The organism is Spirochaetia bacterium (assembly GCA_022482625.1).
In the GTDB taxonomy this organism is placed as follows: domain Bacteria; phylum Spirochaetota; class Spirochaetia; order Sphaerochaetales; family Sphaerochaetaceae; genus Pleomorphochaeta.
Map to the genome: position 1 here is coordinate 1,353,728 of JAKVOU010000001.1, position 14,356 is coordinate 1,368,083.

At 44.4% G+C, this 14,356-nt stretch carries 13 protein-coding genes; 8 read left to right on the plus strand and 5 right to left on the minus strand.

From position 1 onward, the window contains the following. The first annotated feature begins 112 nt into the window (after window positions 1-112). Genes LKE40_06120 through LKE40_06130 form a run of 3 tightly spaced genes read left to right on the plus strand, consistent with a single transcriptional unit; the run spans window position 113 to window position 2,740 of the window. The gene (locus LKE40_06120; GenBank protein ID MCH3917024.1) at window positions 113-1,009 is read left to right on the plus strand and encodes an ABC transporter substrate-binding protein; all 897 of its coding nucleotides are present in this window, start codon (window positions 113-115) and stop codon (window positions 1,007-1,009) included. Further along, window positions 999-1,985 carry an iron ABC transporter permease gene (locus tag LKE40_06125; GenBank protein ID MCH3917025.1) on the plus strand — a complete coding sequence of 329 codons (987 nt, stop codon included), beginning with the start codon at window positions 999-1,001 and terminating at the stop codon, window positions 1,983-1,985. The genes LKE40_06120 and LKE40_06125 overlap by 11 nt, the downstream gene beginning before the upstream one ends. Continuing rightward, on the plus strand, window positions 1,985-2,740 hold the full coding sequence (locus tag LKE40_06130; protein ID MCH3917026.1) for an ABC transporter ATP-binding protein: 756 nt from the start codon (window positions 1,985-1,987) through the stop codon (window positions 2,738-2,740). The genes LKE40_06125 and LKE40_06130 overlap by 1 nt, the downstream gene beginning before the upstream one ends. Here the strand turns inward: LKE40_06130 and LKE40_06135 are convergent. From LKE40_06135 to LKE40_06155, 5 genes are all read right to left on the minus strand, one after another. Further along, a complete protein-coding gene (locus LKE40_06135) occupies window positions 2,730-3,572 on the minus strand; it encodes an alpha/beta fold hydrolase (GenBank protein ID MCH3917027.1) in 843 nt (280 codons plus the stop codon). The genes LKE40_06130 and LKE40_06135 overlap by 11 nt on opposite strands. Window positions 3,573-3,628: 56 nt before the next feature. Further along, a complete protein-coding gene (locus LKE40_06140) occupies window positions 3,629-4,273 on the minus strand; it encodes an RloB domain-containing protein (protein MCH3917028.1) in 645 nt (214 codons plus the stop codon). Window positions 4,274-4,275: 2 nt separating this feature from the next. Further along, the gene (locus LKE40_06145) at window positions 4,276-5,526 is read right to left on the minus strand and encodes an AAA family ATPase (protein MCH3917029.1); all 1,251 of its coding nucleotides are present in this window, start codon (window positions 5,524-5,526) and stop codon (window positions 4,276-4,278) included. Between the two features lie 196 nt (window positions 5,527-5,722). Beyond that, the gene (locus tag LKE40_06150) at window positions 5,723-6,079 is read right to left on the minus strand and encodes a hypothetical protein (protein ID MCH3917030.1); all 357 of its coding nucleotides are present in this window, start codon (window positions 6,077-6,079) and stop codon (window positions 5,723-5,725) included. Between the two features lie 10 nt (window positions 6,080-6,089). Continuing rightward, a complete protein-coding gene (locus LKE40_06155) occupies window positions 6,090-7,166 on the minus strand; it encodes a hypothetical protein (protein ID MCH3917031.1) in 1,077 nt (358 codons plus the stop codon). 182 nt (window positions 7,167-7,348) lie between these two features. Between LKE40_06155 and LKE40_06160 the strand changes: the two genes are divergently transcribed. The 5 genes from LKE40_06160 to LKE40_06180 all read left to right on the plus strand — a co-directional run bounded on the left by LKE40_06160 (window position 7,349) and on the right by LKE40_06180 (window position 14,316). Further along, window positions 7,349-7,699, plus strand: coding sequence for a DNA primase (locus tag LKE40_06160; GenBank protein MCH3917032.1), 351 nt, complete (start codon window positions 7,349-7,351; stop codon window positions 7,697-7,699). Window positions 7,700-7,904: 205 nt separating this feature from the next. Beyond that, window positions 7,905-8,924, plus strand: a complete 1,020-nt coding sequence (locus LKE40_06165; GenBank protein ID MCH3917033.1) for an ABC transporter substrate-binding protein — start codon at window positions 7,905-7,907, stop codon at window positions 8,922-8,924. A 232-nt stretch (window positions 8,925-9,156) separates the two neighbouring features. Next, the gene (locus LKE40_06170) at window positions 9,157-9,840 is read left to right on the plus strand and encodes a response regulator transcription factor (GenBank protein ID MCH3917034.1); all 684 of its coding nucleotides are present in this window, start codon (window positions 9,157-9,159) and stop codon (window positions 9,838-9,840) included. After that, complete coding sequence (locus LKE40_06175; protein ID MCH3917035.1) at window positions 9,830-11,158, plus strand: ATP-binding protein; 1,329 nt, start codon at window positions 9,830-9,832, stop codon at window positions 11,156-11,158. Before LKE40_06170 ends, LKE40_06175 begins: the two co-directional genes overlap by 11 nt. Window positions 11,159-11,442: 284 nt before the next feature. After that, window positions 11,443-14,316: an MMPL family transporter gene (locus tag LKE40_06180; GenBank protein ID MCH3917036.1), complete on the plus strand. Its 2,874-nt coding sequence runs from the start codon at window positions 11,443-11,445 to the stop codon at window positions 14,314-14,316. The last annotated feature ends 40 nt before the right edge of the window (window positions 14,317-14,356 follow it).

Below are 14,356 nucleotides of genomic sequence, written 5' to 3' on the forward strand. Positions count from 1 at the left end.
GAATAAGTATCATAAAGCATACAATTGCTGAAGAATGTATCCTTCCTGTCAGGCAAAACAGACAAACATGAGGTCCCTTCCTCGGTGCTTTTCTGAAATAGGAGTCAAAACAATGAGAAAATATATATTGTTGCCTGTTTTTCTCCTCTGCAGCTGCCTGCAGCTGGCTGCAATGGGAACTACGGAACATGCCGAAACAGGTAATAGTTTCACTGATTCATATGGACGGACTGTTACCATACCGGCAAATCCTCAGAAAATCGTCACCATAGGTCCGAACCTTACTGAAATACTCACCTTCCTTGGAATGGAAGATAAAATAGTAGGAGTCACGGACTATGACGATTGGCCGGCAACCATTACCCATGTTACAAAAATCGGTTCAATTACTTCTCCGGACCTGGAGAAAATCATTGCATTGTCACCCGATCTAGTCCTTGCTTCCACACATTGCCCGCAAAAAGTCGTTGATGCTTTATCGCAAGCAGGTATTCCTGCCTTTGCCATTTACCACGAAGGGAATCTTGAAGCTACGTATCTGTCGATAGAAGATGTCGGTGCCATAACAGGCAAATCTCAGGAAGCAGAAAAAATTGTCCGCGACATGAAGGACAAGATAACAGCAGTCCAAGAAAAAGTTGCTGGCCTGGCCAAGCCAACGGTCTACTATATGATCAGCTACGGACAGTGGGGTGACTTTACTGCAGGAGGAAATACTTTTATCGGCAACATGCTGGATATCGCAGGAGGTTTGAATATCGCACAGAGTGTATCGGGATGGAGTTACAGCCAAGAAAAACTCATAGAAGAAGATCCTGATATGGTGCTCTGCTCAAAGTCAGGAAATGTAGTACAACAGTTCAGCAGTACTTTTCCATACAGTGATTTGAGTGCTGTGAAAAATCATAAGGTATATGCTGTCGATACCGACAGACTTGACCGCCAGACTCCCAGGAATGCAGAAGCCGTGGAAGCATTGGCAAAGATCTTTCATCCCGATGCATTCTAGAAGAAATCCATACCTGATCGCCACGATATTGTTGGCATGTCTTATAGTATGTTCGCTGTCAATCGGCAGTGCACAGTTCAGCTGGAAGGAAACAATGCTTTTCCTGTCAGGGAAAGACATCACAAAAACCCATGCCTACATACTGCTTAACCTACGTCTGCCACGAATCATAACATCCCTGATCATCGGTATGGCAATATCGGTTTCAGGCGTCATATTCCAATCCTTGTTCTGCAATCCCCTTGCAGATCCTTATATCCTTGGCATTTCATCAGGGGCAGCTCTTGGTATTGCAATAGCTTCGACTGCCGGCATTGCCTCTGCAATACTGTTGGACGGCTCGGCATTTTTTGGTGCACTTGCTGCAAGTGTGGTAATTTATTTCATGGCAGGCAGAAGCAGAGCAGATTCAAATACATTGCTGCTAAGCGGCGTTGCTATGAATTTTCTCCTATCATCCGTATTGTCATTGCTGCTGTTCTTCCGTAGAGATAAATTGCAGGACATCATATTCTGGCAAATGGGTTCCTTCGGCTATTCCAGTTGGGACAAGATACTCCGTACAGGTCCCATCCTGTTGCTGTTGATTGCATTGGTTTTCCTGTTCCGCAAGGACCTGGACCTCCTGCTACTCCGGGAAAACTTAGCTCAGACCATAGGAATGGACACAAAAAGAAAACGCCCGATCCTCTTGGCCCTGGCGACCCTGCTGGCGGCTCTTTCTGTCGCTCTCTGCGGCATAATAGGTTTCATAGGCCTGGTAGTACCACACTTGTGCCGATTGCTTGTCGGACCTTCACACAGACGTCTGTTGCCGGCTACGCTCATTTTCGGCGCCATCTTCACCTTGGTCGCCGATACCATTGCAAGAGGCATAATCCCTGGTACTGAAATTCCTGTCGGTATCATCACCTCTCTCTGTGGGGCTCCGATTTTCCTGACATTGCTCAGGAAAAAAAGGAAAGGAGGCCTATGATGGAACCTTTGCTTTCCTGCAAAGACGTCTGGTTTGGTTACCAAGAGGAAAAACCATTGCTGAAAGCAGTAAGCTTCCAGCTTGAAAGTGGCTGCCTGACTTCCATATTGGGACCGAATGGCGCAGGAAAATCCACTTTGTTTTCCCTGATGCTTGGATTGTGCAAACCCCAAAAAGGTATCATCGAACTCCAAACCAAGGATATAAGAACGCTCTCCAGAAAAGAAATCGCCCAAAATATTGCCTGGGTTCCCCAGAGAGAACAGATAAACTTTGAATTTACCGTTGATGAAATGGTTTCAATGGGAAGCTATCTGGTCCAGCCAAATGTACAAGAACGCGAAAGCATTATGGAAAAGGTAGGTATCGCGGAACTCAGAGATAGATCCGTAACCAGCCTAAGCGGCGGCGAATATCAAAAAGTCATGATAGGCAGAGCTTTGATGCAACACCCCCGCCTGCTTCTTCTGGATGAACCGACTACGTATCTCGACCCGCTGCAACAGCAGTATCTGATGGGATTGCTTGCCGACCTAGCTGCACAGGGATTATGCATCTGCTGCATCCTTCATGAAGTCAACATTGCACTTTCATACAGTAGCCGGACCCTTCTGCTCAAGGAAGGGAAAACCCTTGCCTTCGGCCCTACGGACAAAGTACTCACAGAAACAAACCTGACCTCACTTTATGACGTCAGGACAACAATTGAAAACGGCACTAAGACAGGAAAGATTTACTGCAGTTTCACCCTTTGAGCAACCAATCTACAGCGGCTTTGTTGCAAAGGTCCTGGGCATCCCTGTTCTTTTCATATTGGATGAGATGTCCAGCTGCAGGGATGAGCAGGCTACTGTTTTCTCCCGTACCTGTAGTCTCTATCAAATGGGCTACCTCAGGACTGACTGCAAGATCTTGTTCTCCACAGATAGTCAAGGTATCGGTAGCTATGGAAGGTAAAAGTCCTCTCGCCTCTTTGGCAAGTCTTCCTAATTCAAGCAACTGTCTGAAAGCATCATAAGACCAATATTCCCTGCCTAGATACGCATCATCATCAGGATCCCGTTCACAAGTCCCTTGAAAACCAGGATCTGACTGCCAAGGTTTGGAGCGAGTCAAAGCATGCCGGCCGGCTGTTTCCAGTTGTTTCTCATCATAGCCGGTCAACAGCAATGCAGGAGCGAACAATACCATCTTCTTCACAGGGAAACGCGAGGCAAGGATCAAGGCAATAAGTCCACCCATTGAATGCCCGATCAAATAAATATCTTTGTATTGCCTTGGAAGTTCCTTGGCAGCACATTCAGCAGTTCCAAGCCAATCCTGGCCCGTTGTTGCCAAAAAATCCTCCCTGCTGGTCCCATGCCCGGAATACCGGGGACAAAAAACATCAAAACCCGCGGAAAAGAGATCTACTCCCGGTCTAGCCATTTCACCAGGATAGCCAGTATAACCATGACAACATAGTACAGCTACGTCAGGCTTCTTATCATGGACCAATTTCCATGGGCGGGCGCATTTTCTCGGTTTCTTCACATCCCGATAACTTCCGGTATTCCAATCTGTAACATCAAATGAAAATAAAGACATACATGTATCCTGATAAAAAAGAAAGAAAACTTTATTCTCCCCTATGTTTTGTCATGCTAGCGTTTCATACCTATCATTTTTTGGTTATGGGTTATGTCAGCCAGCCCGCAGTTGTCTGTTATTGCATTGAGCATATAGACAAGATTCGTCGCAGGAAGACTGGTTTTCGCCTCAGCCATCTGGTTGTACGAACGTGCATTTATGGCAGCCTTTGCCTTGTTCGGATACAAGGCAAGATGCAGATTCAACCCATCGGCCCCAAGCAGAAAGTCTTTTCCTGGAAAATATCCAGGAATATAACGCGGCAATGCATCATCAATGGCAGCAGCTGTATCGACATAGCCCTTGGGAGCCATTATATGTAACATATACCAAAGCTGTATGCCTGGATTACACCATGCAAGCTTAACTTTTTTCTTTTCTGCAAACGATGTAATAGCTTTGACATCGACGGCAGTAATCCCCAATTCCTCAAATCCGAACAAAAGCCAGGCCTCATTGAATTTACCATGGCTTCGTTTCCTTGCAGTATAGAGAATAAGAGCTTCAAGTTCATCTTTTACTCCCTCAGCCCATTGTACCGTCAGGTTCGTATATCGACAATCCTTGCGCATCTGGGAAAAAAAGAGTGATTCCTCTTCACTTGCCGTAACAATCAGCATCGTCTTCTTGGGAGCGGTAGTAATTCTTTTACGAGCCATGGTTACTTATCCTCCTTTCCAGCATCCTGGAAGCTGAACTCACTGAGCAGTGGCAAAGCACCGAAAGCACCGTTCAGATACTGCTGACTGGTCAAATCCCTTCTGCGGGAATATTTGAATTGTGCCAAGCTGAAATAGACTGTGGAACTTTCCCAGTTTTTTTCGGCAAAATAGATACCGTCACGTCTCATCAATCCCGGTCTCAGAAGAGTCGGATTACAATCAACTGCCAACAATTGTGAACCTGCCTTATCATTGCAGGCTTCAAAGATTTCTATGATATGTGTAAGCACATCAGGATGGAGCAACATGCCGAAGTCATCGATGACGAGAGTCCGCTGCGCCACAAAGCTTTCAAAAAAGGCAATTCCGATCAGTGTCAGTCTTCGTAAAGACAGACTTTCCTGCATGAAATAGGAAGCATAGTGCATGGTCACGTTCGTATGAACAAATATCAGCCGGTCATTCTTTACCAAGATGTTCCTGATATCCGTTATATCGACAGACCAGAGAAAATTGATAAGCTGCTGTACCCATGCCGGATGTGCAGTAATCTGTTCGATGATATATTTCTCACTGAGAGATGAAACTCCCATGGGAAGGATATTCAAACGGACCTTGAACCATTGCTGCACAGAGGAAGCGGTTTCTCCCCCCCGTTCGGCAGCTGCAGCCAAGAAGGTATGCTTTTCATCAACCTTGTTCATCAACCGTCTCTTGTCACCCCTGTACATCTTGCCGAATCGGTATGCATACGTCTTTGGTGTATCATCTGTAGCAAAGGGATCTTCCTTCACCGTCCGCTCGAACATCAGCTTCTTGCTCCTGTCATAGATAAAATACAGGGATTCGCCCGTTATTTGCTTATAGGTAGAATGAAGCGTATAGACGGCTATAATCGATGGTTTGCCAGCCTCCGTATTGCCTTTGTCCAGCAATATCCGCAACTTGATAGTACAAGGTTCACCTTTTTCTTCCGAATAGGCGAATCCAGTGCCCGACAATACCTGGATGGGATTCTCGCTCTCAGCTGGAGCACAGACAATGCTTTTGATTGATTCAAGTGCCCTGACAAAGGAACTCTTGCCGGCACCATTTGGTCCGATTATGGCTGCGGTCTTGATAAGTCGCAGTTTGTCGTTGACCATTACGGTCTTGGAATCGGCAAACCTGTTGTCCCTGACAGCCTCATAAGAAATGGTCTGAGGCTCTTTGACGGACTTGAAGTTCGCAATCGTCATATCCAACAACATACGATAGTACCTCCAAAGTTACAATTAGGTAATCATCTGCACAAAAACTTTCAACTACTCAGAAAGTATATCCTCATTTATGAAAATATGGAAGAAAAAAACAAGTAAAGTTCAAAAATGGGCTATTGTTTGCAAACAATAGCCCATATTTGTCATTAAAAGATCAAGTTTTTGAGAATATAACAGCCTCAGGATGTCATTTGATTATTCTATCAGCTACCTTCTTCATTTTTTCACCGACTGTCGTTCCGCTGATAAACAAGTCAGGAAAATCATCCTTCGTTTTATGGTCAATAATCCAGTCAATAAACTTATCATGTTCAAGTTCCTTTGCACCATCCACTACGGCAATCTGTGCAAAAGCTCCGCTGGAAACCCATCGTTTCAGCTGTTCATATGCCTTGATGCCGTCTCCGGCAGCATAGCGCCTGCATGATGTATTTCCAGTGGCTGCACTTCCTGAAAAATCAATCACTGCCGTCTTCTTTCCTTCTTCAAGCATAGTCAGGACTTTCCCTGTGTCTGCACTTTCTACCATAATGACTTTTGCCATTGACTTGCTCCTATCTATCGGACAATTGTTCCTCTGCATCAGAATTGATGTTTTCGTAGAGTTTCATTCTGTTGATTGCCGCACGAACCTGGCTGTTACCGCTTTTTGCATAGATTTCCTGCAACAGGGATATTGCCTCTTTACGTTTTCCCATTGCCTCTTTGACAATAGCAGCATTATACCCAGACGGTATATGACCATCCTTCTGCCATGCAGCAACAAATACATCATAGGCATCCTGCAGTTTCCCTCGCTTCACCAAATCATATCCTGAGGAAGCTACAGCATTCTTCGGCTTGTTATCCATCAGCGTCACGTTCGTATAGACAGTAGTCGGCACCAAATCAGACAACATGTTCTTTACATAGTTTCTTTCCAACCGCATGTATAGATTTTCCATAGATGGCAATTCAGTACCGTCATCATCAGGGTCTGCAGTAATGCTATGTCTGATTTTATCCGTGTAGGTATCACTGGTAATGAGAGAACCGTCATGGACATTTATCAGCTTATAAGTAATACCAAGCGTCGCCGTCTGGACAATTGTCACTTTTCTTTTGCCTGACGATATGTATTCTTTTCCTGAAGAACCCGATACATAGTCAGGGTTACGAAGCCAGATTTCATCACCGATATATACGCGCTCGCTTTCATCAAGGAAGGACACTTGGCTTACCAACAAGGCATCCATACCTTGGCTTGCAAGTTTTTCAAAGCTACGGGTCCCGTAGTTCGTAGCAAAAAGATAGGTTTCTGTCACAGATGGTTTCATGACATTGAAATAACCGCTGGCAATCAGCTTGTCTGCAATATCGGAAGAGAAAGCAGAAGCCACTTCATCAGGAATCATCCGATTATACCCACTATATCGATATGCAGAAACATCGTCATATTCTATATCAACTTTTCTGTCATAGAACACAGGCACATTGCTTCCGACGGATGTCGGAGCAATTGCTATGTTCGTATATTTTTTCAAATCGTATTTAGCTCCTTTCAGATAGGACACAGTTACTGATGTTGAACAAGACATCAGCAGCAGGCAGGTGCCTGTAGCAAGCAGCAAGAACAATTTCTTTGCTTTCATTTTTTCTCCTTTTGGATTCATCAAGGAAATGCAGTCAAATATATAATAGGGATACCCCTCCCAACTGTCAGCAACAATGCTAACAAAAATACGTATACCTGTCCAGAAAAACAAAATAATAATTGACGTCCTCAGGCAATCAAATTATCATGAGGCCAAGACAATTTCCCAGGAGTGTTGCAATGGCACGTGAAACTGACGAAAAAAAACTTGATCAGGAAGAAGAACAATACTTCAACGACGCCGCATATGATGACAATGAATATGCTGACGATTTGGATTCTCCGCAGGTCATTGACTACGATGATGACGACTTCATGGAAGAAGAAGACGAAGACAATGATGACGAACTCATCAATGACAGTTTTCTTTTCGGTGATGATGAATCATACGAAGAAGATGAAGAAAAGGATGACCAAGACGAAGATCTGGAGGGAGATCTGGACAATTTTGAGGACGTCTACTTCGATGATGATGAAGATGACGACGATTTCCCCGATGACGGCGGTCCGGATGAGGACATGGATTTCTGATAATCACGGCAAACAAGAAAAAACAGGCTGTTGTCACTTCACGACAGCTTGTTTTTTATATTTTGTATTTTTCCTTACGAAACCATCAGTGAATTGAAAATTTGATCATGTTTCTCTATAAAGATACTTGACAGGTCATAGGTTTCTACATATAGTAACATCATTACTATTGAAAGAAACAAAGTACACTGAAGGGAGAAACAAAATGAAAAGAATCATAGCAATGGCATTAGCCATCATGACCATAAGCCAGATAGCCTTTGCACAAGGAAATCCAGAGTTATCAAGCAAAGTCCAGCAGAGCACTGCAAAACCTCTGAAGATCGGCATTTCCAAGTTGGTTTCGCATCCTGCATTGGACGCCATTGAAAAAGGTATACAGGATTATCTCAATGACAACGGTTATTCGGCAGATTTCGACCTGGAAAATGCAAACGGAGAAATTTCGACTGCAATCCAGATTGCCCAGACATTCAAGAACAAAGGTGAGGATATGGTAATCGGCATCGCTACCCCACCTGCCCAGGCTTTGGCTACTGTATATCAGGACAGCAAAGTGCCTGTCATCTATGCAGCAATTACAGATCCGGTGGCAGCAGGCCTGACCTTTCCTGCCGGTACAGATACAAATGTCTGTGGTGTTTCAGATCTCAACCCCATCGATCTCCAAATCAAGACTTTCGTTGAAGTCACGGGCCTGAAAAAGCTTGGCATGATTTATACCAGTGGGGAAGCCAACGGGGTCGCTATGGAAGAAAGAGCAGCAAAATACTGTAAAGAAAACGGCATCGAGTTCATAACTGCAGCAGTAGCGAACAGTGCCGAAGTAAAAACCGCTGCGCTCTCGATCATACACAGGGTTGATGGCATGTTCATAGCAAATGACAATACGGTTGTCAGCGCCCTTGCCAGTGTCGACCAAGTCTGCAAGGAAGCAGGAGTACCTCTTTTCAACAGTGATATCACAAGTAGCTATGGTACGGATTTCCTGATGAGCTGGGGCCTTGACTATTATAAGGTAGGATTGGTAAGCGGCCAAGTTGCAGCCAAAGTCATTGATGGAGAGAAACCAAGTGACATAGGAGCTATTTACCTTACAGACATCAAGCAATTCAAATTGATGCTCAACCTCGATAGGGCAAAGGAACTGGGAATTACCTTCCCGAAGAATGTAAGGGAAGCTGCCAGCATCTTGGTAGAAAATGGCAAAGAAGTAGAACTATAGGAACAATCTCCTCCTTTTTGGCCTCTGATGCAGCCTTTTCAGGCTGCATCTTTCGTATAGGGCGAATCACCATGTTTTTCCCATATTCAGCAGATAAGTTATGATTATATCGATGGACCGATCATTGACTGGCATTCCTACATACAGCAGAAGCACAAAACAGCTACTTGATAAGAAATTGTTCCTTGATAAACAGGATATGTCGGTTTACTATGGAAATGGAGGGACCATGATGGGAAAAAAGAAAATACTGCTTGCTGATGATGAGCAGAACATTACTGAAATCCTCAAGGCTTATCTTGAAAAAGAAGACTATGAGGTCTTTATTGCCGACAATGGGCAACAGGCCCTTGATATATTTTCGGCAATGGTTCCTGATTTGCTTGTACTTGACTTGATGATGCCTGTCCTGACCGGTGAACAGGTCTGCAGACAAATCCGACGACATTCAAGGGTTCCTATCATCATGCTGACGGCAAAAGGCAGTGAAGAGGACCTTGTGAAAGGCATAGAAATGGGAGCAGATGACTACATAGTCAAGCCATTCAGACCTCGCGAAGTCATTGCAAAGATCAAGGCAGTACTCAGACGTAGCGAAGCAGATGTCCTTGTTTCACATCCCCTAGCATTTGGGGACCTTACCATCGACTTCCAGAATGAAACAGTCAGACGGAATGCCATGCCCGTCAAGCTCACGCCGACAGAACGCAAGATCCTTATTACCATGGCCAGGAATCCAGGCAGGCCATATTCACGGGACCAATTGATTGAATTTGCACTTGACGGTGACTTTGATGGTTATGATAGAAGTATCGATACCTATATAAAGAGTCTGAGGAAAAAACTTGAACCCGACAGACATCATCCGGTTCATATCAAGACAATCCATGGACGAGGATATCAATTTGAAAGTTAGTTTTTCAGTTCGCTCCCATCTGGCCTTTGCCTTCGGCCTGCTTTCCCTCTGCGTCACCCTCTTGACAGGCCTTGCCATCAACTACTATGTAGATTATCAGTTTTCACGTTATGCAGAAGGCAGAGGAACTGAAGAATTGCAGACTTTTGCACAGCTGCTCAATGACAGTTCCGACAAGAACCTGATCATCAGCCAGGCCAATCAGCAGGGACTGGAAATATCAGCGGCAGGTAATCCGGCAAAAACAGGCCAGCCTTACCATGGAAATGCCATCCATTTGAATGACGGTACCATATTGCATCTGCGGAATGCCTCAAAACTGGGAACCTTGGAACAGCAGCTCAAGGATTCCATCAACAGGAGTATCCTGGTCATCGGAAGTATTTCCTTCATCATTGCATTGCTCATCGGTATCCTTCTGTCTCACAGGTTTTCTAGGCCAATCAGGAACATAACAGAAGCTACCAAGGAAATTGCAAAGGGAAACTATGGAATTGAGGCCCAAGAGCACTCTTCCATCTCGGAACTCCAGGACCTGGACACAGCAGTTTCAACCATGTCAAGACAGTTGAAACAAAACATGGAACATGACAAGCGGATGACCCAGGATATCCAGCATGAACTCAGGACACCCATCACGAACCTGCAAGCGCAGACAGAAGCAATGCTGGATGGAATCTGGGCAAAAGATGAGCAGCATCTGCAGCTTTGCCATAAGGAAATCGAAAGGCTGGCAGATATCGTCGGGCAGCTACAGGAACTGGGACAGATTGAAGATGGTATTGAAAAGGCTGAAAGACAACAGACAGACATGGCATCATTGGTAACCACGTTGATTGATGAAGCACATCTCAGGCTTGAAGCACAAAGAATGAAAGCCCTGAATGATATTCCTAAAGGAACTAAGATTTTTTGTGACAGCAGAATGATCAATACGGCCTTGACAAACCTGTTGTCCAATGCCATACGGTACAGTGGCAAGGATACCACCGTAACCTTCAGCATAGATTACATCGACAGCCCGATGAGTAGAGAGCAGCAGGAAACCTTTGAACGGCATGGTTTTTCAAAAAGTGCAACATTACAGGATTTCGCAATACTCAATGTTGCTGACAACGGAATAGGTATCCCAAAAGAAAATCTCGCATACTTGACTGAACGTTTCTATAGGGTAGACAAATCACGGTCAAGACAGCTAGGTGGCAGCGGACTTGGCCTGTCTATAGTCGAGGCCATTGCTGTTTCCCACGGCGGGTTCTTGGACATTGCCAGCGAAACAGGAAAAGGGTCTCGTTTTTCACTATTCATCAGGTTATAGCCGACCAACATCCTAAAAAATCAATGGGATGTATTTTTCTTATCACAATATTTTTTTCTACACATTCAGTCCAAGAGCTATAATTTTTTACCTAATAAAGATAGCTTACTATTAATAAAGAATACTATACTACCATAATACCGGTTTATTTTTTATACAAAATACATAATTTGTATAAATTTTAGAAAAATTCACATCAAGTGCTTGAATTACACACTGTGTGAATTTATATTCTGCTTGTATTAGAAAAACAGAAGAACAGAAGACCGGAGGTACTAATAAATATGGTACGATCATCACGAAAAGCTTGGCTGACCATCATAGTGACTGTCATCCTGACAGGCCTGATGGGGTATCAGATTCCAAGCATCATCATTGACAATGACATCAAGAATTACCTTCCGCATACACTTCCGGATTACAAGACAATGGAAGATGCAGACAAGGTATATGGTAGCGAAATATTGATGGATGTTGCATTGCAGACAACAGGTAAAACGATACTGACTGCCAGCAATGTCAAGGAAATCAGGTCGCTTTCAAAGGATATCAAGAACCTGGCACATGTTGATGATGTCCAATCATTGACAAACATTGATTTTCTTACTGCTGTAGATGGCGGCATGGAAGCAAGATCACTTGTTCCTGATGATTTCACGGGTACTGCCGAAGAAGTCGAACAGCTCAAAAAGGATATCGTGGACTGGCAATCCATGTATGATAAGGTAATCATCTCAAAGGACAGAAAAGGAAGCCAGGTAGTAATTACCATAGACAAGGATATTACCCCCCATGAAATGGATGTACTGTATGACCAGGTTGCAGAGATTGTCCAAAAATACAATACCGGTGACCTGAAAGTAACCATGGCAGGCGATCCTGTCTTGTCCCAAATGGCTCGCAGATATATGAATACTGACTTGGCCCATTTGATTCCATTGGTAACTCTTGTCGTCCTCATCTGCCTCTTGCTTTCGTTCAAGAAACTGGAAGGAATGTTATTGCCTGTCATCACCGTGTTGATCAGCACAATATGGACGGTAGGACTGATGGCCGTTACGGGGGTACATTTTACCGTTGTCTCAAGCTGCCTGCCGGTAGTATTGATAGCAGTAGGCTCCGCCTATGGTATTCATGTCCTTAATCACTACTATGAAATGATTGCCAAGGAACATGGAACGGTATCAAAGGAAAGGCAATCCGAAATAGTCAGGGAATCCATGAAAAAGATCAAAGGACCGGTCATCTTGGCCGGCATCACGACTATCGCAGGTTTCATTTCAACAATCACCAGCCCCATCATTCCTTTGAAAACCTTTGCCCTGTTCAGTGCAATCGGTGTTACCATTGCATTGCTCCTTTCCCTTTATTTCATACCTGCCTTACTTATAGTCAAGCCACTAGGTGCAGAAAACAGACGGATAAAGAGAAGACTTGAAGCAGCCAAGACCTTACAGGATGCAAAAGAAGGAAAAACAACCAACAACCGCAGGAACTTGGTTGCCGCTAAGTTGGCAACACGTTCTGATTCATGGCACAAGTCTTTTGTAGGCAGTTTCTACGGCTACTTGGCAGGTAACAGAAGCAGACTCATATTTTTCTTTGTCGTAATCATGGGTCTGTCTTTCTGGGGACTGTCCAGACTCAATGTCGAATCAGCAATCATAAATTATTTCCCGGCATCTTCTTCTATCCGTCAGGATGCAAAGATGATTGATGAAAACTTTGCAGGTTCAAATACCTTCAATTTCTCAATTGAAGGCACAAAGGCCGGTGATTTGACAAATCCTGAGATATTGCAGGACATGGATGACCTTTCTACTTATCTGACAGGAAAATATCCACAGATAGGGAAAATAATTTCCTTCTCCGATTTTATCAAGCGCATGAACCAGGTCATGCATGTAGAGACGGAAGCATCTGCCGAAACCACGGAAGAAACTACAAATACCGGTGCTGCTCCTGACAGCTTCTTCAGCAGTGACACTTCATCCTCTGATACGGGCTCCGCTCCTGACAGCTTCTTCAGCAGTGACACTTCATCCTCTGATACGGGCTCCGCTCCTGACAGCTTCTTTGGCAGTGACGCATCATCTTCTGATACGGGTTCCGCTCCTGACAGCTTCTTCAGCGATTCCGCTGACACAACAGGAACCTCCGAAGGCACTACAGCTTCTACTGAGGTCAAACCTTATGGTTCTTCACAGATGCTTTCACAGACAGTCACAGTTGATCAGATGATGGCCCTGCTTGCAAAATCATATGCAAGAGCTGGTGGTGGAAAAAATCTGACAGTTGATGAATTCTATGAAGCGCTGGAAAAAGAATTGAACTACAATGGCGCGGCTTATGACGAAATCCCGACGGACATAACGAAATATCCTGTGGAAAACGAAGAGGGATTGAAGAATCTCATTTCACAGTACCTGCTGTTATATTCGGGTTCCTTGGACCAATTTTCCAATGATCCGTTGCAGCCTTCAATGGCAAGGATGCAGGTACAGCTTACTACTCATGAAACAAGGGTCGTCGCTGACATAATTGCTGATGCAAATGCCTACGTCGCTGCTCATTTCCCTGCAGGATACACCTTCAAGGCCTATGGAATAGCCGAACTGGAAAATGCATTGACGAACATGATTACTTCAAGCCAGGTTTCCAGCCTGATACTTGCAATTGCCATCGTATTCCTGATTCTGACACTCTATTTCCATTCCCCGATTGCAGGTTTGATCGGTGCCATACCTTTGATGCTGTCAATCCTGATCAACTTCGGCATCATGGGACTTGCACATATCAACCTGGACATGGTAACCAGTCTGATCGGTTCCATTGCCATAGGTATCGGCGTTGATTATACCATTCATTTTATGAGTGATTACCATAATGAATGGCTTGTCTACCACGATCCGGAAAAGGCAACTCTGAATACGCTTGCAGTATCCGGCAAAGCAATTGTCGTGAATGCCGTATCTGTTGGATTAGGTTTCTTAGTATTGGCACTCTCACAGTTCGTCGTCCTGCGATATATAGGTATCCTGGTCGCTATCGTCATGTTGACCAGTTCCCTCACAGCGATGACGATCCTTCCTGCGATGCTGAATGCTTTCCAGCCAAAGTTCCTAAACAGGCCTGTAGCAGGAAAGGCTGAAAAATAAAAAGATGATCTTTTGGGATCAAAAAGAAAACGACTCTTCA